This window comes from Grimontia sp. NTOU-MAR1, assembly GCF_035758505.1.
Taxonomy (GTDB): domain Bacteria; phylum Pseudomonadota; class Gammaproteobacteria; order Enterobacterales; family Vibrionaceae; genus Enterovibrio; species Enterovibrio marinus.
This window is the reverse complement of record NZ_CP142109.1, coordinates 1,207,891-1,226,732: the sequence shown is the minus strand read 5'-3', so window position 1 is coordinate 1,226,732 and position 18,842 is coordinate 1,207,891. Positions and strand designations below refer to the sequence as shown.

At 47.6% G+C, this 18,842-nt stretch carries 21 protein-coding genes; 7 read left to right on the top strand and 14 right to left on the bottom strand.

Annotated elements, in window-relative coordinates; genetic code table 11:
• Positions 1-57 precede the first annotated feature (57 nt).
• Positions 58-945: an AraC family transcriptional regulator gene (locus tag VP504_RS23540; RefSeq protein ID WP_325894466.1), complete on the bottom strand. Its 888-nt coding sequence runs from the start codon at positions 943-945 to the stop codon at positions 58-60.
• Between the two features lie 224 nt (positions 946-1,169).
• Here VP504_RS23540 and VP504_RS23535 point away from each other — a divergent pair, with 224 nt between their 5' ends.
• Genes VP504_RS23535 through VP504_RS23520 form a run of 4 tightly spaced genes read left to right on the top strand, consistent with a single transcriptional unit; the run spans position 1,170 to position 5,501 of the window.
• Positions 1,170-1,634, top strand: a complete 465-nt coding sequence (locus VP504_RS23535) for a (2Fe-2S)-binding protein (protein ID WP_325894465.1) — start codon at positions 1,170-1,172, stop codon at positions 1,632-1,634.
• 4 nt (positions 1,635-1,638) lie between these two features.
• Positions 1,639-3,843 carry a xanthine dehydrogenase family protein molybdopterin-binding subunit gene (locus tag VP504_RS23530; protein WP_325894464.1) on the top strand — a complete coding sequence of 735 codons (2,205 nt, stop codon included), beginning with the start codon at positions 1,639-1,641 and terminating at the stop codon, positions 3,841-3,843.
• 24 nt (positions 3,844-3,867) lie between these two features.
• Entirely contained in the window at positions 3,868-4,890 is a 1,023-nt protein-coding gene (locus VP504_RS23525; protein WP_325894463.1) for an XdhC family protein, read from the top strand.
• A 2-nt stretch (positions 4,891-4,892) separates the two neighbouring features.
• Positions 4,893-5,501, top strand: coding sequence for a nucleotidyltransferase family protein (locus tag VP504_RS23520; protein ID WP_325894462.1), 609 nt, complete (start codon positions 4,893-4,895; stop codon positions 5,499-5,501).
• Between the two features lie 23 nt (positions 5,502-5,524).
• Here the strand turns inward: VP504_RS23520 and VP504_RS23515 are convergent, their stop codons facing one another.
• The 6 genes from VP504_RS23515 to VP504_RS23490 all read right to left on the bottom strand — a co-directional run bounded on the left by VP504_RS23515 (position 5,525) and on the right by VP504_RS23490 (position 11,035).
• Positions 5,525-7,054 carry a BCCT family transporter gene (locus VP504_RS23515; RefSeq protein WP_325894461.1) on the bottom strand — a complete coding sequence of 510 codons (1,530 nt, stop codon included), beginning with the start codon at positions 7,052-7,054 and terminating at the stop codon, positions 5,525-5,527.
• 304 nt (positions 7,055-7,358) lie between these two features.
• Positions 7,359-7,790 (bottom strand): hypothetical protein, encoded by a 432-nt coding sequence (locus VP504_RS23510; RefSeq protein ID WP_325894460.1) that lies wholly within the window; start codon positions 7,788-7,790, stop codon positions 7,359-7,361.
• A gap of 247 nt (positions 7,791-8,037) precedes the next feature.
• A complete protein-coding gene (modC, locus tag VP504_RS23505) occupies positions 8,038-9,147 on the bottom strand; it encodes a molybdenum ABC transporter ATP-binding protein ModC (protein ID WP_325894459.1) in 1,110 nt (369 codons plus the stop codon).
• Complete coding sequence (gene modB / locus VP504_RS23500; protein ID WP_325894458.1) at positions 9,147-9,836, bottom strand: molybdate ABC transporter permease subunit; 690 nt, start codon at positions 9,834-9,836, stop codon at positions 9,147-9,149. Before modB ends, modC begins: the two co-directional genes overlap by 1 nt.
• 6 nt (positions 9,837-9,842) lie before the next feature.
• Positions 9,843-10,613 (bottom strand): molybdate ABC transporter substrate-binding protein, encoded by a 771-nt coding sequence (gene modA, locus VP504_RS23495; protein ID WP_325894457.1) that lies wholly within the window; start codon positions 10,611-10,613, stop codon positions 9,843-9,845.
• Between the two features lie 122 nt (positions 10,614-10,735).
• A complete protein-coding gene (locus VP504_RS23490; RefSeq protein WP_325894456.1) occupies positions 10,736-11,035 on the bottom strand; it encodes a DUF6916 family protein in 300 nt (99 codons plus the stop codon).
• 203 nt (positions 11,036-11,238) lie between these two features.
• On the opposite strand from VP504_RS23490, the gene VP504_RS23485 reads away from it, so the two are divergent.
• The 3 genes from VP504_RS23485 to VP504_RS23475 all read left to right on the top strand — a co-directional run bounded on the left by VP504_RS23485 (position 11,239) and on the right by VP504_RS23475 (position 13,777).
• Positions 11,239-11,367 carry a hypothetical protein gene (locus VP504_RS23485; protein ID WP_269747464.1) on the top strand — a complete coding sequence of 43 codons (129 nt, stop codon included), beginning with the start codon at positions 11,239-11,241 and terminating at the stop codon, positions 11,365-11,367.
• A 470-nt stretch (positions 11,368-11,837) separates the two neighbouring features.
• Positions 11,838-12,260, top strand: coding sequence for an RNA-binding S4 domain-containing protein (locus VP504_RS23480; RefSeq protein WP_325894455.1), 423 nt, complete (start codon positions 11,838-11,840; stop codon positions 12,258-12,260).
• A gap of 635 nt (positions 12,261-12,895) precedes the next feature.
• Complete coding sequence (locus VP504_RS23475) at positions 12,896-13,777, top strand: TDT family transporter (RefSeq protein WP_442788923.1); 882 nt, start codon at positions 12,896-12,898, stop codon at positions 13,775-13,777.
• 271 nt (positions 13,778-14,048) lie between these two features.
• Here VP504_RS23475 and ureG read toward each other — a convergent pair whose 3' ends face one another.
• Genes ureG through ureA form a run of 7 tightly spaced genes read right to left on the bottom strand, consistent with a single transcriptional unit; the run spans position 14,049 to position 18,824 of the window.
• Positions 14,049-14,687, bottom strand: a complete 639-nt coding sequence (ureG, locus tag VP504_RS23470; RefSeq protein ID WP_325894453.1) for an urease accessory protein UreG — start codon at positions 14,685-14,687, stop codon at positions 14,049-14,051.
• Positions 14,688-14,698: 11 nt separating this feature from the next.
• Positions 14,699-15,367 (bottom strand): urease accessory protein UreF, encoded by a 669-nt coding sequence (locus VP504_RS23465; protein WP_325894452.1) that lies wholly within the window; start codon positions 15,365-15,367, stop codon positions 14,699-14,701.
• A 5-nt stretch (positions 15,368-15,372) separates the two neighbouring features.
• On the bottom strand, positions 15,373-15,948 hold the full coding sequence (locus tag VP504_RS23460; protein WP_325894451.1) for a HupE/UreJ family protein: 576 nt from the start codon (positions 15,946-15,948) through the stop codon (positions 15,373-15,375).
• A 23-nt stretch (positions 15,949-15,971) separates the two neighbouring features.
• The gene (gene ureE, locus VP504_RS23455; protein ID WP_325894450.1) at positions 15,972-16,439 is read right to left on the bottom strand and encodes an urease accessory protein UreE; all 468 of its coding nucleotides are present in this window, start codon (positions 16,437-16,439) and stop codon (positions 15,972-15,974) included.
• 8 nt (positions 16,440-16,447) lie between these two features.
• The gene (ureC, locus tag VP504_RS23450) at positions 16,448-18,154 is read right to left on the bottom strand and encodes an urease subunit alpha (RefSeq protein ID WP_325894449.1); all 1,707 of its coding nucleotides are present in this window, start codon (positions 18,152-18,154) and stop codon (positions 16,448-16,450) included.
• 1 nt (position 18,155) lies between these two features.
• The gene (locus VP504_RS23445) at positions 18,156-18,512 is read right to left on the bottom strand and encodes an urease subunit beta (protein ID WP_325894448.1); all 357 of its coding nucleotides are present in this window, start codon (positions 18,510-18,512) and stop codon (positions 18,156-18,158) included.
• Positions 18,513-18,521: 9 nt separating this feature from the next.
• Complete coding sequence (gene ureA / locus VP504_RS23440; protein ID WP_002536054.1) at positions 18,522-18,824, bottom strand: urease subunit gamma; 303 nt, start codon at positions 18,822-18,824, stop codon at positions 18,522-18,524.
• Positions 18,825-18,842: the final 18 nt, after the last annotated feature.

Below are 18,842 nucleotides of genomic sequence, written 5' to 3'. Positions count from 1 at the left end.
CCGGTATGTCAAAGCGGGCTTGATGCCCGTTTTCCATTTTTGATGACCGAGCACGCTTTATTCAATGATAGAGACTAGAGAGCGCGCTTCACTGGGTGTAAAACCAAAATAGCGTTTAAACTCTCGGCTAAACTGAGATGGACTGCTGTATCCCACTTCATAACAAACTTCTGAAACTTTATACCCTGAAGACAACAAAGAGCGCGCTTTGTGTAACCTTAATGATTTTACATAATTCATCGGCGAGACCATCGTCACCTGCTTAAAGTGCTCGTGCAAAGTCGATGCACTCATTCCCGCCACGCTGGCGATCTCCTCAATCGCCAAATTTCGCTCAAAGTTTTGCTCAATATAGTGAACAACTGGAGCAATTCGGTTCGCACCCGCATGATTAGTCACGCAGTTACGTAACAACCCACCACACGGCCCTTTCAACACCTCGTAATAAAGCTCCCTGAATATCGAAGGCGAAAGTATGTCTCTATCCATAGGTGCTTCCAGTAAACCCAACAACCGAGTGATAACGTTTTGAATCGCCGGGGTCATTGTCGTCGATTGAGTAAAGTCGCGCTGCGGATGGGATGATGCATCTTGTTGCCAGGGGGACATTTCCATCATCAATTGGCCAACCATTTGCTGGTCAATAGCCAGGCTGAAACCCACATATGGACGCTCTTTGCTTACACCCAAAAGACTCGCCTCGACCGGGCGCGTAACAGAATTGATCAAGTAAGAGTCTTCGCCGTAGACAAACGCTTGCTTACCCGTCGATACACATTTCTCTGCTTGCAGGACAAAGCAAATTGATGGTTGAAGAACAATCGGCATCAAATCTACTTTCTCGATGCTGGCATAAAGCTTCAAACCCGGAATATCAGAGGGGTGTATACACTCCCCGTTCACTTTTCCAAATACCTGCTTGGCTAGCGAAGAGGCAAATTCCATTTGTTAACATTTCCCTGAACATTATCTACGTGCCGTAGGATTATGATACGAAACACGCACGGAGAATGATACACATCATAAACTCCGGAGTATTAGGCAAGAGTTCTGGAACATCTCTATAACATTAGCCATAGATTGAATACATAGTAAATAAGGACTAACGACCACAGTTATGTGCGTCAGGGCTAAATACGCTGCCGTTCTATGTACGAAAGGAGACTACTATGAGCGTATCCGTGAATATTAACGGACAGGACCTTGAGCTCGATGTACCAGCGGACACCCCATTACTCTGGGCCATTCGTGACAACCTCAACTTAACAGGCACTAAGTTTGGATGCGGTGTCGCACAATGTGGCGCGTGTACTGTTCATATGGGTGGTCAACCCATTCGTTCTTGTGTCACCCCAGTCTCTGCCGTTGCAGGGCAGAAAATCACCACCATTGAAGGTATTGAGTCAAAGGCTTCCAAAGCCGTTCAAGCCGCATGGGAAGAGATACAAGTCCCGCAATGTGGATACTGCCAATCAGGCCAGATCATGGCTGCCAGCGCACTACTTGCCAGCAATCCATCCCCTACCGACGCAGACATTGATGCAGCCATGAACGGAAACATTTGCCGCTGTGCGGCCTATGTCCGTATTCGTGAAGCCATCAAGCAAGCAGCCACTGAACTGAGACAGGGATAGAACCATGCGCGATTTTCTGAACAGTTATGTGCCTGAAGAGGCTTTCCTCAAAAATACTAAACAGGCGGGAACCAGTCGCCGTAACTTCATCAAACTCATTTCAACAGCCGGTGCTGGCTTAACCTTAGGCGTTCACCTCCCTTCTGTTGCTGCCGGTGCCAGTGAAACAGCGGGTAAGGCTTTTGAACCCAACGCTTTTGTGCAGGTCGGTTCAGATGACACTGTCACCATCATGATTAAGCACTTGGACATGGGCCAAGGCGTAACTACGGGCTTGGCAACCATTGCTGCCGACGAACTCGATGCAGATTGGAGTAAAGTCACCACAGAGGCTGCTCCTGCAAACGCCAACGAATATAACAACCTTCTGTTTGGCCCAGTGCAAGGCACAGGCGGCAGTACCGCTATCGCAAACTCCTTCATGCAGCTCCGCATGGCAGGCGCAAAAGCCAAAGCAATGCTGGTGAACGCTGTTGCCAAAGTGTGGGAAGTCCCTGCTGCAGAAATCATGGCGAGCAACAGCACCCTCTCCCATTCTGGTGCGGGAAAATCAGCCAGCTATGGTGAGATGGCCGAACTTGCAGCACTCCAATCAGTGCCTTCTGATGATCAAGTGGTCCTAAAAACGCCGGACCAATTCACTATCATCGGTAAAACAGGAACTGCCCGAAAAGATACAGGCAAAAGCAACGGCACTGCGACCTTCACACAGGACGTACAACTAGAGGGCATGCTGACCGCGTTAGTGGCTCATCCACCAGCATTTGGTGCAAAAGTCGTTTCGTTTGATGCCACTGCTGCGAAACGATCGCCCGGTGTTGTCGATGTTGTCCAAATCCCGGCAGGTATTGCTGTTGTTGCAAAAGACTTCTGGAGCGCCAAAACGGGACGCGACAAATTGTCTATTGAGTGGGATCGCTCTGCGTTCACAAAGAACACTGAACAGCTGAAAACTGAATACACAGCGCTTGCCCAAACACCCGGCCTTCCGGCCCGCAACGATGGTGAAGCCAGTAAAGTTCTCGATAGCGCCGAAAACGTTGTCGAAGCCACTTACTATTTCCCCTACCTTTCCCATTCACCGATGGAACCCATGAACTGTGTGGTTTTGGTTGGAGATGGCAAAGCCGAGCTTTGGTACGGCGCACAGATTCAAACGATCGATCAGTTTGCTGTTGCCACGTTACTTGGTATCAAGCCAGAGAACGTAACCATCAACACCTTGTTTGCGGGAGGTAGTTTCGGACGTCGAGCTAACCCACAGGCAGACTACGTTGTTGAAGCGACAATGATTGCCAAAACGCGGCCCGGTGTGCCCGTCAAACTGGTTTGGACACGTGAAGATGACATGCGTGCGGGTTACTACCGCCCCATGTATATTCACAAAATCCGTGGCGCAGTCGACGATGAAGGCAACATCTCGGCATGGGAACAACGTATTGTCGGGCAATCAATCGCTGCCGGAACTGCATTCGAGAGCTTTATGATCAAAGACGGTATCGATTCATCTTCAGTTGAAGGAGCTTCCACTCTGCCTTATACCATCCCCAACCTAGCTATTGAACTACATACCGTTCAACAACCTGTTCCTGTTTTGTGGTGGCGCTCTGTAGGACACACCCATACTGCGTATTCGACAGAAACGTTCTTTGATGAACTGTCGCACAAAGCAGGTAAAGATCCTGTAGAGATGCGCCGCGCTCTATTGAAAAACCACCCTCGTCATCTTGATGTTCTGAATTTGGCAGTTGAAAAGTCAGACTGGGGTAAGCCACTGCCACAAGGCAAAGGGCGCGGTGTCGCGGTTCATGAATCATTCCGTACGTTTGTCGCTCAGATTGTCGAGGTGACTGTCGAGAATGGTCAGATCACGGTTGATAAGGTCGTTTGTGCCGTTGATTGCGGTGTTGCCATCAATCCAGACATCATAAAAACCCAGGTGCAAGGGGGTATCGGCTTTGGCCTGTCACCCGCGCTTGTCAGTGAAATCACGCTGCAGGATGGTGCCACAGTACAGTCAAACTTCCACGATTATCTGGTACTTAGAGAAATGCAGATGCCAGAAATCGAGGTGCATATTGTGCCATCTGCAGAAGCACCAACCGGTGTGGGCGAACCCGGCACGCCACCTATCGCACCAGCAGTCGCAAATGCGGTGTTTGCGGCAACAGGCCAGCGACTACACAATTTACCAATGAAACTTTCCTAATCTCAGCGTCATGAAGGAGGGGGAATGGCAAACCACCTACATCATTTACTGAAAGAGTGGTTTCCGGAAAGAGACAATGCCGAGTGGGTACTCGGTACTGTTTATGAAACGGAAGGACCTTGTTACCGAAAAGCCGGTGCAATGATGCTTTTTAGTAGCCTGGGTCAACAACTCGGTATGCTAAGCGGAGGATGTTTGGAATCAGACATTCAGCGACATGCAAAAAAGGTGATAATGACAGGTGAAGCCTGCACTCTGACTTATGACAGCCAGGATGAAGACGATTTGTCTTTCCAACTTGGTATTGGCTGTGGCGGCACCGTTCATATTATGCTGCAGCCAATCCACGCGGGTAATGGCTACTTAAGCCTCGATGTTATTCATGCTCAGTTGAAACAAAGAAGATCTGGCTTCTACTATCAGCGTATTGTTATGAGCGGCACTGAAATAGAAGCGAACTATATCCCCTCAGAGAGGATTCACCAGCTAGAGGCTGATAAAAACACCATTGGCGAACGACTTGATGAAGGTGGCCAGCGCTGGCTGAAAACCTTCATTCAACCACCTATTCACCTTCTCGTTTGTGGTGGAGGGTTTGATGCTAGGCCGATAGTCTGCCTTGCTCATCAATTAGGTTGGCGAGTCACGCTTTGGGACCCCCGCCCAGCAAATGCAAGACGCGATTACTTTCAATCTGCGCATCACATCCTGCGAGGGGAAATAGAGACATTGGGGTGTTTCTGCAACGAAAAGAATGTCGATGCTGCCGTAGTGATGACGCACAGTATTTCTCTCGACGCCTCCGTGTTGAAATCGCTCACGGATACGCGTTTACGTTATCTAGCCCTGCTGGGCCCAACACATAGAAAAGAAGACGTGCTGCAAACCGCAGAGTTACAGGAATCACAATTACCGTGTAAACTTGCAGGGCCAGCAGGGTTGCAGTTGGGCGCAGCATTGCCTGAAGGGATTGGACTTTCTATTCTGTCAGAATGTATGGCGGCGCTTCATAACTCAAACGCCAAATCTTTCAGTGGAATAGTATAAGAATGATAAAACTTGCCGCAGTGATACTCGCTGCAGGTCGCGCTTCCCGTTTTCAAGAATGCAAAGCGCTGGCCGAAATCAACGGCTCTCCAATCATCAGCTTTCCCATCAACGCTGCGTTTACTGTCACTCAAGACATATTCATTGCAACAGGCTTTTGGCACAAAGAGCTCGAAGCCGCGTGTAAAGAAAACCATTGGCCAGCCAAAACCCTCTATATTGGTAACTGGAAAGAAGGTATTGGTAGCGTCATTTCCTCCGTGACTGAGAAGTTAGAGAGTGACTATAGCGCCATTTTGTTTATGCTCGCCGACCAGCCTGCTATCAGCACTGATAACATCGAACTGCTTTGGAAAGTCTTTAAAGAGCACATCAACGACGCGGTTTGTTGCGAGTATCATGACACCGTAGGTGCCCCCGCGATCGCCTCAAAAACTATGTTTGAAGAGTTAAAAACCTTGAAAGGTGATGAAGGTGCCAAACACCTATTGAACAATGGCAAGCACATGGTGAACGTGGTTGCCATTGATCAGTGCAATATAGATATCGATACTCAGGAAGACTTAGACAACTATATTCATTATCTGAATCATATGGCTTCGCTGTGGTAATGGCGCCAGTTGAAGTTATCAGACTACCACTTCTGCTGTATCGCTTTAGCCGCAGACATGCCTTTCAATGCTACTGGTGCTGAAATCAACGTCGTTGCTATCAATAGCGAGACAGGTACCGCAGTGACAACGATAAAAGACTGCAGTGCTGCCAAACCACCGTTCCCTGCAGTCAGTAATACTGCCGCCACCAAACCCAGCATTACTGCCCAAAACAGTCTCTGGTATTTAGAAGGTGTAGCGTCTTCTGATGTCACAACAGCAATGGAATATGCCATGGAGTCACCTGTCGTTGCTACAAATGTTGTGGTGAGAAGCAAGAAAGCTGGCACCAGAATAATTTGTAGTGGTAGTTGCTGAAGCGTCGCAATCAAAATACCAGGTAACCCAGCGCCAGCCATAGGGCCTGAAATTGCGCCCGGATTGGTCAGCTCAAAGAAAATACCTGTACCGCCCAGTGTAGTGAACCAGAAGTTGGTGACGAGCGGTGACCCCACTGCTACGGCCAGGATTAGTACACGAATACTTCTACCTCGGGATATCTTGGCAATAAAAATCGCCATCATTGGCGCAAAACCAATAAACCATCCCCAGAAGAACCAAGTCCAGTTAGTCATCCAAACTGCTTTTTCTGTGCCTAAGCTCATCGCCGAAAAATGCTCAATATAACTACCAAATGCAGTCACAAATGAACCAAAGATGAACGAAGTTGGGCCCAATGTCAGAACAAGCAAAAGTAATGCTAACGCGCCAATTACATTAATTTTCGAAAGCCACTGAAGTCCTTTGTCCATTCCCGTAAATGCGGAAAGTGAGTAAACTGCTACCACTCCCAATAGGATAAGTACCTGCGAGCTAAGGGTATTATCGATACCAAACAAAACCTCAATACTGAAACCTAACTGGCTTGCTAAAAAGCCGATTGGCCCAATCGTGCCCGCTGCTACACCAATAATTGAACATGCATCAACAACCGCGCCAAACCAATGGTTTTCAAACCGCTCTCCAAACACGGGATATAGTAGCGCACGAGGTCTTAGCTTGAGCCCTTTTTCGTAATGCGCGTACATCAAAACAATTGTCGCCAGTGTGCCTAAAACCGACCAAGCCAAGAACCCCCAGTGGAGAAAACTTTGACTCAACGCTGCGGTCACTGCAGCTTCTGTGTACTGTCCAACGCCAGAATAGGAAGGAGAAGGCGAAAGGAAATGATACACAGGTTCAGCGGCAGACCAAAACACGCCTCCACCTGCGAGCAATGTACACATGATCATCGATACCCAGCGAAACGCACTGATATCCGGTTTGCTTTGATGGCCAAGTTTTAGTTTTCCGTAAGGAGAAATAGCAATGACAAGAGCCAATGCAAGATTTGCCACCATTAAACATTGCCAGAATGCGCCGAACTCTTCTGCTGCGAATCCAAACATCTGATTGATAGTCTGGGAGAAAAGCGACATATCGATCATAGCCGCTAAAAGGAACAAAGAAAAAAAGCTAATGGTTAGGGTAGATACCAGCTTTTCAGCTTTAAAAAGAGAAGTAAAAGTCATTGTACTCTCACATTGTGTGTGAGGGGCGGCACCTTAGCAAAGTAATAATGTGATATCCATCACTTTTATTTGAGGTCTAATAATTTTTACTACAATCGGTCATATTAAAATTCGTCAATATAGATCATATACCTTTGTTTCTAAAAGACTTAGTACCATTCAAGCTCACGAAGAATCTTATCAACTCTAAACATAGTCAAGACAGCAAAAGTTTATATGATCAACGTTGTCAGTCATTTGGAAAGTTATGGGTCAGAATTAACGACGAAAAATTCAAATTTCGGACATAAAAAAGCCTGAATAATCAGGCTTTTTCTTCGGTTTTTTTCTTTGAACTGGTGTGAGCTTCGACAATCTGTTTGTGAAGCGAGGTTGCTGCTCGCAATAACCTTGGGTGAATTTGAACTTTGTTTCCTTCCACAAGCGTCTTGTTGTAATTGATCACGGACGCTGTTAAACAGGCAGCCACTTTTATTTGGTTCAGCTTATGCGCGTACATCGCTGTCTTGATTGCGATAAACGCACGCTGGTCATTCTTTTTATAGTTCTGAACTGCGAATCGTTCGAATCGCTGAAAATCCTTGTGATACGACTGGTGAATACGGTTAACGTGCTTGTCATAATACTCGCGGTATTTTCCATAGCTACCAGAGCGATTCGCTTGCATGAGCTTCTTTACCCAATCTGTCGACTTGAGTTTTTCTTTCTTAAACAAGCCAGTTAGCCATGCAAACATTTATCTCTCCTACTACTCATCACGAGCCATCTACTCAACCAGAATATCTAATCTGCTCGTGAAAATTATGCTATTGCCTATATCTAAAGAGGAATTTTGCGACTCATCATGCAAGAGGCCGCCCTGAAGCGTTGCGCGCGAACATCACTTTGGTCACGCACCGCTATATTGCGGACCTTGAATAACTGCGATGTTAGGCAAACGCCCGGAGATTCTACTTTAATTTGCGACAGAAACGTCATAGAAATTAATAAAAATTCTTGTGCTCTTGGGCTAAATCTCCCTTGGTGATGCTGACGCCCTTTAGCTGAGCGAATACCACATCACCAAACGATAGCCCAAGGTCATCGATGGCCCATCGGGTTATATTTGCCAGCAATCTCTGGTTACCAACCCGTAACACAACCTGACAATAATCCGGTTCATTGTCTCCGAGTTCTGAACGACAAACTTCCTCAACAACCGCTGGCAGAATGTTTCGAATGCTAGTGTCGGAAGGACGGGATTTCACAATAGAAATATCGTTGGCAAAAATACGAAGGCGAAGCATGGAGCCTTCCACATCCTCCACTCTAGTCACCCAGACAGTTTCTCCCTCCAGATCCAGTTGCGCCATACCATAAATTGGGTGATAACCAACTAACTTTGCCGTCACCAGGGCGCTTTGCTCCTTCGCAGACAGCCAAGGGCGCATCGGTGCCGATCCCCAAACATCATGAAGTGGGCCATTCGCCACCGTCTTCCCTTCATTTAGAATCAGCATGTTGTCGGCGATCTGTAGGATTTCATCTAAGCTGTGGCTGACATAAAGCACTGGCACACTCAAAGATGTGGTAAGACGGAGTAAATACTGAATCAATTCTTGCCGACGCGGACCATCAAGAGAAGCCGTAGGCTCATCCATGATTAACAACTCTGGGTCTGAGAGCAAGGCTCGACCGATGGCTACACGCTGCTTCTCTCCGCCTGAAAGCGCAGAAGGATATCGCTCAAGAAGGTGTTCTATGCCAAGCAATTGAGTGATTTCGTCGAACTGATCTTTATCCTCTCTGCGCTGTCCGTATTTAAGGTTCTTTTCAACTGACATGTGTGGGAAAAGCCTCGCTTCCTGAAAAACATAGCCAATCCGGCGATGTTCAGGAGCAAGGTTGATATTTTCAATACTGTCGAACAGTACCTTTTCGCCCAAGGCAATTCTCCCTGCATCAGGCTTCACCAAACCACTCACCGCATTGATAAGTGAGGTTTTCCCCGCGCCAGAACGCCCAAAAACCGCAGTAATGCCTGACGAAGGAATGGTTTCATCCACACTGAGCTGAAAAGGGGAAAGGTCAATGTTAAGCGTCAGTGTAATCATTACGTTCCCATTTTCCTTTTCATTCTACGGCTAAGCCACTCAGAAGCGAATAAAGACAGCAAAGCAATAACAATGGAGATAGCACATAGGCGTGCCACGCTCTCTTCAGCGCCCGGCGTTTCCAGGAAGGCAAACATTGCCAACGGGATTGTCTGAGTTTCTCCCGGAATATTCGAAACGAAAGTGATCGTCGCACCAAACTCACCTAAACTACGGGCGAAGGATAAAACAAGTCCAGACAAAATACCTGACGCTATTAAAGGCAAGGTGATCGTAAAAAAAACACGCCACGGAGAAGCGCCTAATGTGCGCGCCGCCTGTTCGAGCTTTTGATCGACAAGTTCGATAGAAAGTCTTACCGCGCGAACCAGCAATGGAAACGCCACGACGGCAGAAGCCAAAGCCGCACCCTTCCAACTAAAGGAAAATGACACACCAAAAGTCTCATAGAGCCAACTTCCGACTACACCACGACGTCCCATTAACACAAGCAAAAGGTAACCAATGACGACGGGAGGAAGCACCAAAGGAAGATGGATAAATCCATCCAGCAACGACTTACCGGCAAACTCCTTTCTCGCCAGTAACCAGGCGGTAGCGACACCAAGCGGCAAGCTTGCAGCAACGGCCACAAAGGATATTTTCAGGCTGAGTGCCAGCGCTTCCCATTCAACAGGTGTGAGTAACATCAGTTTTTATTGCTCTTTTTTCATTTGCATCACCACAAACCCGTTGCTGGCGACAATCTTTGTTGCGACATCTGAATCCATAAAGCGGAAAAATTGTTCAGCATTTTTGTTTGCTCCTTTGGTTAGAGCCTTAGGAAATACAATCGGCGAATGCGCGCTATCAGGGATCTTAGCAGTCACCTTTACGCGTGATGATGCTTTGGCATCGGAAAAATAAACAATTCCGAGCGGAGCTTCGCCCCGCTCCACCAGAGCCAGCGTCGCTCTTACACTATTAGATAATGCCAATTTGTTCTTTACACTGCCCCACAGACCCATCGTTTCCAGTGATTCTTTGGCATAAATGCCGGCAGGGACATGTCCGGGATCGGATATAGCCAGCCTACTTTTACCAATCACTTCAATTAAGGTTTTATCATCCAAAGCCGGCAGGGTTCGAACATCTTTCCCTGAAACAAATACCAGTTGGTTTTCCAACCAAGGCATCACGGTATTCTCTTCTATCACACCCTGTTCTACCGAGTAATCCATCCACTTTTCGTTGGCCGAAATGTAAATGTCAGCGGGTGCACCGTATGCGAGTTGACGAGCCAGAGCAGAGGAAGAGGCGTAAGACACAGTTACTTTATTCCCGGTCTTTCTTTGATACACTTCCACGATTTCATTTAGCGCTGTTGTCATCGATGATGCCGCAAACACCAGAACATCTTCACGCGCAGAGACAGATGAAGAAAACCCAAGTATGACAAAGAAAAAAGCGAGAAGAATGCGATGCATACAACCTCTGACCGAGACTACACAGAAAGGCAGTATCATAGCAACGAATCTATCAAGACGGGAATTCAATGCGAGATGTTAGAATTTGCTTGGTGAGAAAGTGAGCTAAAGAGGCGTAGAACTTACGCCTCTGTGTTAATAGTGATGCTATAGCGATTATTGCCTGCTTGCATCATATAGAGAATCTGCTGTCCCATTGAGTGATGGGAGATAAGGTAATTACCTTGTGGAAACTCAGCGTCTTCCGGACCAACGAGAACAATAGTGTAATGTTCAACAAGGCGGTCATCTTTAGTAGTGCCGTTTCCCTCTCCTTCATTCACTGCTTCAACCAACACATCGTATTCGTTTTCTGCACCATCTATCAGTTGAACGGTTTGTCCTGCTAACTTGGAGATATTATCCCAAGACAATACATTCATTTTCTCTCTCCCGACATCCGTATTAGTAGTTGTGTTGCGTCCTGATTTGATTGTTATATTTATTCACAAATAGGCATGATTAAAGTGTAGCCAGCGGCGGGTCGAGATACTGATTTTAAATAGAAATTTCTGACAGTTGCCCCACTTTTGCTGTGTAATTTTCAATAAAACGAGGATTTGAATGGGAAGTTGGGAAGCTTGGAATGGCTTTGGAACCAGAAACGCCGGATGGCGTTTCTGGTATCTTTGCGATTAACGCAGTTTTGATGGACGCGTCTTTTGCGTTTTACTTTGATGGTAAAACCACAGGCGTCTTGCTTTATTACTCATAGAGAACACCTCTTTTTTTATTCAGGTTAAAATGGGCTGACCTTGTTGAATGAAGGTGAGCATGCATTACATTCCTGAGTGTTTAAAATACACTTCGTCCGCAGTTGCCAATTTATTGGCTGACTCCCCTTATTTGTTTACCTCAAGGAGCACAATTCTTAAGAATGAATGATTTATTCTTAGATGCAGGATGAAGCTGTATGATATGACAGCGGAAATTGAGAAAAATTTCATAACTCATCACAACGAAAGTATTTTTATTACATACAGTTTCAAGTTTCAAGAGATTCCGAACGCACACATGCTTTACCAAACACAGTTTTGCACCACAACAGTACACCTGCGTGTTATATCGTCAATACTCTCCAAGCCACGTCATTCGTGCGTTTCAGAGTGCACAGATATCGAATATTACGCTAAACTCCCTCTTGGTCTGTTGACCTTACAAATCACAAAAAAATGAGTAGCGAACATGTCGCACGAAGAAATTGAAGTAGAAGCACTGGGTGTAGAAGTTTCATCACAGCCGGTTGAGTTGTACAAAATACTCAAAATTGCGAATGCCGTTAGCGGTGGTGGTGAAGCAAAAATAGCCATTACAGATGGCTATGTCATTGTTAACGGTGAAGTAGAAACACGTAAGCGCTGCAAAATTTATGATGGTGATGTGATTGCTTTCAATGAAGAGTATTACGTATTAATTTGCGATACGCCACCAACACTGACTAAGCCAAAGCCGAAAAAACAAAAGCTGGATAAAAAGCCCTCGGCAAAACAACTTCAGAAGCCAACGGGTAAAGCATCCGTAGCAAAACCAGCTAAAACAGCAAAAGAAAGATCCAAGCCGCAAACCGAAAAGCGAGCGCCGAATGGCAGGCGACATATCTCTTTCTAAGCTTTGTCCAAACGAAAAAAAGCCACCTAAACGGTGGCTTTTTGCTTAACTCTAAAGGTTGAAAATCGAATACTGTGGTGTTGTCGTAGATATTTCATGCCCTACCATGCTCACTATGTTGAGCTCCCTAGCCTCGTGCATATGCAACCCATGGGCTTTGTGGTTTGTAAGGTCTTTTTCAGGTTTAGTGTATTTCTACACGGGTGTAACAGTCCAAATTGTTATGCAACCCAAATTCGTCGCCAGCGCTCTTTTGCCTAGCGAACTAAAGCTCAAAGCTCATCCTCATTCGTCTAAATTTTTGGGTGCAATTTGAGTATAGATAAGCTTTAGAAACGGTCTACATTGCAATTCTGTGATTGTGATCAGGTTTCCGCTTTCGACAATATCAGTCTTTTGGGGTGATTTTACGGCAGGAATTATGCTTTAAAGCCGCACCACACAAGGCCTGAAAGACATCTTTAGAAATTCTCTGTCCCTATTATCTGAAATTAATAAAGAAATTTCACGATCCCACTCACAACCAAAAATCAGCAGGCGTATAATGCCCACTCTGTAGTTAGCGCATGGATGTTAGATTGACAGCTTTCCACTCTCCTTTTCGATTTATACCTACAGCCCAAGCATCCCTTGCGATGGCATTTTTTGGGCTGGGTGTTGCTTGGTCTCTCTATCATCCTATTACCGGACATCTGACCAGACCGATTCTCTCTACTATCGGCATTTTGCTGATTGGTCCTGTCTGGTTGAAATACATCTTAGAGCCAAAGCGTTTCTTTCAAGATCTCCGTGACCCTCTATACGGCAGTCTGATGGCGCCAATGACCATGTCGCTGTTACTCATGGCAGATTTTCTGGCAGAGGTGAATGTGAGTGTGGCAGCTGTGGTGTGGTATCCAGCGATGGGTATGCACATTTTTATGATGTGTTTTTTCTTTTTTCATCAGCTCAAAGCTTTCGAAAAGTGCAACATATACCCAAGTTGGTTTCTCTACCCAGTTGGGTTAATCAGCAGTACGCTTGCAGGCCCTAAACTGGGTTTTGATAACGAATCTGCTCTGCTCGCTCACATCTGTATTGGCGCTTACTTCTGCATGCTACCATTTGTGCTTTATCGGCTCTGCTTTTTGGGAAGCCTACCGAGAAACTCTCACCCAGTATTAGCGATTATGGCAGCGCCGGTGAACCTTGCTCTCACGGCATATCTCGTGAACATGCCAACACCTGACCCTATCCTGGCCGGTGCGCTTGCTGGTGTGGGAATCATGATGACTCTGTTCGTCTATCTCTGTTATGTCGATCTACTCAAAGAACCATTCCAGCCGACGCTGGCTGCGCTGACCTTTCCTTCTGTCATCAGTGCCGTGGCTATGGAGAGATTGATTCTATGGCTGGGCAAGGACTTCCCCCATTGGACTTGGCTGGAACGCTTAGGCTTGGTTGAATTGACGGTAGCAACTCTTCTGGTGAGCTGGGTCAGTTTTTGTTATTTCCGGCATTACGGGTTCGGTAAGTAATTCAATTGCTTCTAAGCGGGCTAATACCCAAACACCCTGAAGATGCAGGATTCAGCGAGCTTGACTGGCGTTGTGATCGCGGCGTTCCTTTGCAGGTGTAGTCACCTCCATCAAAAAGGAACAACAAAGAACACGGCGTCAGTCAACTCGCCCGAAGGGAGGGCCTCAATGCGCCCACTCCTTCGTTAAATACCAAGAAAACACAATAACTATTTCTCGTCAAAATTTGCCTCTAATTAAACGCATTGATGACCTCTTAATGCTCGTATCTTCAGGGTGTTTGGGTATTTAAACCCGCTTTTTTTAGCATTCCTTCCGTTTCGAGGAAATGAATCACCTCCGCCAGCCCCACCCCTTCTTTAAGGTTTGAAAACACATAAGGCTTCACCGGGCGCATTCTTTTGGTGTCCGAATCCATCACGTCGAGGTTCGCGCCAACGTAGGGTGCCAAGTCGATTTTGTTGATCACCAGTAGGTCAGACCGTGTAATGCCCGGCCCGCCTTTACGTGGGATTTTCTCACCTTCCGCCACGTCAATTACGTAGATCGTTAAATCAGCCAGTTCAGGGCTGAACGTCGCACTTAGGTTATCGCCACCACTTTCGATAAACACCAAATCCAGATCTTTGTGAAGCTTTGCCAATCCCTCAACTGCTTCAAGGTTCATTGATGCATCTTCGCGAATCGCAGTGTGCGGACAACCGCCGGTTTCTACCCCAACAATACGTTCTGCAGGCAAGGCCTCGGCCTCGGTTAGAATGCGCTGATCTTCACGGGTATAAATATCATTCGTGACGACGGCCACCGAATAGATATCGCGCATGGCTTTACATAACACTTCCAAAAGCGCTGTTTTTCCTGACCCAACCGGGCCACCTACACCGACTCTTAGCGGTTGTTTGTAATCCATCTTCATTCTCCTTATGAGCGGAATAGCCGCGTGTATTGTGTTTCATGGCAGCTCGACGCAATGGCCTGTGCAGGTGCAAAGGAGCCGACTTGTTCGTCAGCGATAAAACGCGACGCCTCGACGACTTCCTGCAATGCATAAGACACTTCCATCAACACACGCTGCCCCGCTGTTTGTCCTAAAGGAACCATTTTCACGCCAGCAACGACACAGTTTTCAAGCCAGCTCCAGGCGTAACCGTGGCAAAGGGCTTCTTCTTCGATGCCCCATTTCATGCCGGCATACGCGAAGCCAGCGACCTGACTTTTCGCCAAAATCTGACCCAACGGGCCGTCCCCCTGAATCAAATGAAGTTGCTGCATCAGTTTCAACATGGTGCGGCCGCGTTGAAGCTCTTCCTTTCGTAATTCCATCGTTTCCCGGCTGGCATAAAGCCAATCACACCAATGGTTAGTAGAATCCATATCATCAGCTTTCAACGCACCGAAAACACGCCTAAGTACTGGCAACTCAAGTTGTTGCAAACTGTCTGTTGCCAAACTCACTAGCCAATTCTTTAATGCTATTTCATTTTTTACCCAGCCCGTCTCAATCGCCCACTCCAAGCCCTGAGAATAACTGAACGCCCCAACTGGCAAAGAAGGACTGATAAGCTGAAACAGACGGTAATGCGTGTTCATCTGGATTAGCCCACAAATGGTGTGACAAAAAGGCCTCCGAGTCCTAATGCGTAGGACAGCTTACGTACATCAATCAACTTACCGATTCGTATCCCCATGAGCAGAAGAGCACCAGCTCCGATAACGAACCCTGTTGCAAAGTAAGTGGAAACCAGATGACTGCCATGGGCGAATCCCGATGAAATCAGCAGTGCAAAGCCAATCGCACCAATCATGTTTGACGCCATGTTCAAAGACTCACTACGCAACCAAATTGCGCCAGATATAACCAACAATGCCCCCCACAAGAGTGGCGATAACATCGCGCCATTTACCAAGCTGACAGGCAGTAGCATCGCACCAAAGACGGCAACCATCACCGCAATGGCAGCGTTTCGTTTAGCTGTTTTTGTAGAGAACTGCGCGATGAAAACGCCTACTGCAAGCCAAAGCGCCAAATGAAGTATTCCAGTAAACGGATGGACGATACCATCAATAAACTGGTGCATGGCTACGTCTGAGTGATGGATATTTCCTTCATGTGCAAACGCAGGCGACACACCAGTCAAAAGCGGTAGGATAACCATAGATTTGATATTCATTTTATTACTCCCTGAATTGAAAATTAGTGATGGTGATGATGCCCAGATGAATGGCCGCCATAAGCGCCCGCTTCTGGCTCAAAAGGGGCCATTTCGACCACCACACGGCCTCCGAGTAATCCCACCATTTCGTCTAAAACGTGGTCATGCTGATAACGTACCCACCAATCACCCACTTGTAGCGGCACATGGCGGTTGCCCAAGTGGTATGCGAGTCTTGCCAATAAAACGCCATCATCAGCGTGTACGGTTGATACTTTTTCCTCTGCCGCGATAACACGAACTTGGTGGCCGCAGGTCGACACCAATACATCGCCACCCCGAAGCGTTTGCCCTCGAGGAAGAAATAGCCCAGCCTCACTGCCGTTGTCCAACGTGACGCGGATACGGCTTTTTATTCTTGAGTCGATACCCAAGTGGATTGTTGCCATCTCGGTGATATCACTTTCCCTGACATCCGATGCTTTGATGATTTCTGTAAACTCGATCATTCTTCACCTCAGAACAGAAAATAACGCTGCGCCATTGGCAATACGTCAGCAGGTTGACAAACCAGTAGTCGACCATCAGCGCGTACCTCATAGGTTTGAGGATCCACTTCGATCGTTGGCTGCCAATCGTTAAGCTTCATGTCTTTTTTGCGGATGTTTCTGCAGTTTTTCACCGCCACTGCACCACTCTTCAGATCCAGCATTTCCGGTACACCGTTATCAATCGACATCTGAGACATAAACAACAGCGAGCTCTGCGCTGGGCCAGCACCAAAAGAACCAAACATCGGGCGGTAATGCACAGGCTGAGGCGTTGGAATAGAGCCATTTGGATCGCCCATTGGCGCGGTAGCAATTAAGCCACCTTTGATCACCAGCGACGGTTTCACACCAAAGAAGGCAGGCTTCCAAAGTACCAAGTCCGCCAATTTGCCCTTTTCAATTGAGCCCACTTCATGGGCGACGCCATGAGTAATTGCCGGGTTGATGGTGTATTTCGCCACATAGCGTTTAATGCGCGCGTTATCGCTATAGCTGCTGTCGCCTTCCAACGCACCAAACTGCACTTTCATCTTGTGCGCGGTTTGCCAGGTACGAAGAATCACTTCACCAACTCGTCCCATCGCTTGCGAGTCCGACGAAATCATCGAAAACGCCCCCATGTCGTGGAGCATGTCTTCCGCCGCAATGGTTTCGCGACGAATACGGGATTCCGCGAACGCGATGTCTTCGGCTATTGAAGGTGAAAGGTGGTGACACACCATCAACATGTCAAGGTGTTCATCCACCGTGTTGACCGTGTAAGGACGTGTTGGATTAGTCGAAGACGGCAACACGTTAGCGAGTCCTGCCGCTTTGATGATGTCTGGTGCGTGACCACCACCCGCCCCCTCGGTGTGATAGGTATGAATAACGCGGTCGCCAATGGCATTCAGCGTCGATTCCACAAAGCCACACTCGTTGAGCGTATCAGTATGAATTGCAACCTGAGTATCGGTCACTTCCGCCACGCTCAAACAACAATCGATCGCTGCAGGTGTTGAGCCCCAGTCTTCGTGTAGTTTCAAACCACATGCGCCTGCGGCAACTTGCTCGTCCAGTGCATCCGGTAAGCTCGCATTTCCTTTACCCAGCAAACCGAAGTTCATCGGGAACGCATCCAACGATTCGAGCATGCGATGAATGTTCCAAGGCCCCGGCGTACAAGTTGTCGCATTGGTGCCCGTCGCTGGGCCAGTACCGCCACCAATCATGGTAGTGACGCCAGAGGTCAGCGCTTCATCGATTTGCTGCGGGCAGATAAAGTGGATGTGAGAATCGATGCCGCCCGCTGTTAGGATTTGGCCTTCTCCCGCCACCACTTCAGAACCCGGGCCAATGATGATATCAACGTTGTCCTGAATGTCCGGGTTACCGGCTTTACCAATACCTGCAATGCGACCGCCTTTTACGGCGACATCCGCTTTTACAATTCCCCAGTAATCGAGCACCACAACATTGGTGATCACCATGTCCGGTGTTTCGCTGCTCGGGCGCTGACTTTGACCCATACCGTCACGGATGGTTTTACCGCCGCCGAATTTCACTTCGTCGCCGTAAACCGTGAAGTCTTTTTCGACTTCCAACCAGAGTTCGGTGTCCGCCAAGCGCAAACAGTCCCCAGTTGTTGGGCCGAACATTTCGGCATAAGCGCTTCGGGATATTCTCTTACTCATCTCAATCATCCTTATCGCTGTTTGAAGCGCCATCTATCGGACCCATGCAGCGCCCTTGAAAGCCATACACTTCGCGAGAACCCGCGTAAGCCACTAGCTCTACCGAGCGGCTTTGACCGGGTTCGAAACGCACCGCCGTGCCTGAAGGAATATTGAGACGAAATCCTTTTGTCATGTTGCGATCAAAAACCAGCGCGTCATTCACTTCGAAAAAGTGATAGTGAGAGCCGACCTGAACAGGCCTGTCACCTGTGTTTGCTACATCAATAGAAACAGTCTGGCGACCTGCATTGAGTTCGATTTCCCCGTCTGCTGCGCGAATTTCACCCGGCGTGAAGGAACCTGTTTTTAGTTTCATTCTGGCCTCCTACACAATCGGGTCATGAACAGTGACGAGCTTAGTGCCATCAGGGAAAGTCGCTTCCACCTGCACGTCGTGGATCATCTCAGGCACCCCTTCCATCACGTCATTGACGGTCAGGATAGTGCGACCGTAATCCATCAACTCCGCCACGGTTCGACCGTCTCGCGCACCTTCCATAATGGCGGCACTGATCAAGGCGACAGATTCGGGATAGTTCAACTTCAAGCCGCGCTCTTTACGTCGTTCGGCAAGTAACGCAGCGGTAAATAGCAGCAGCTTGTCCTTTTCTCTCGGGGTTAACTCCATGTGTTGACTCCTCGCAGT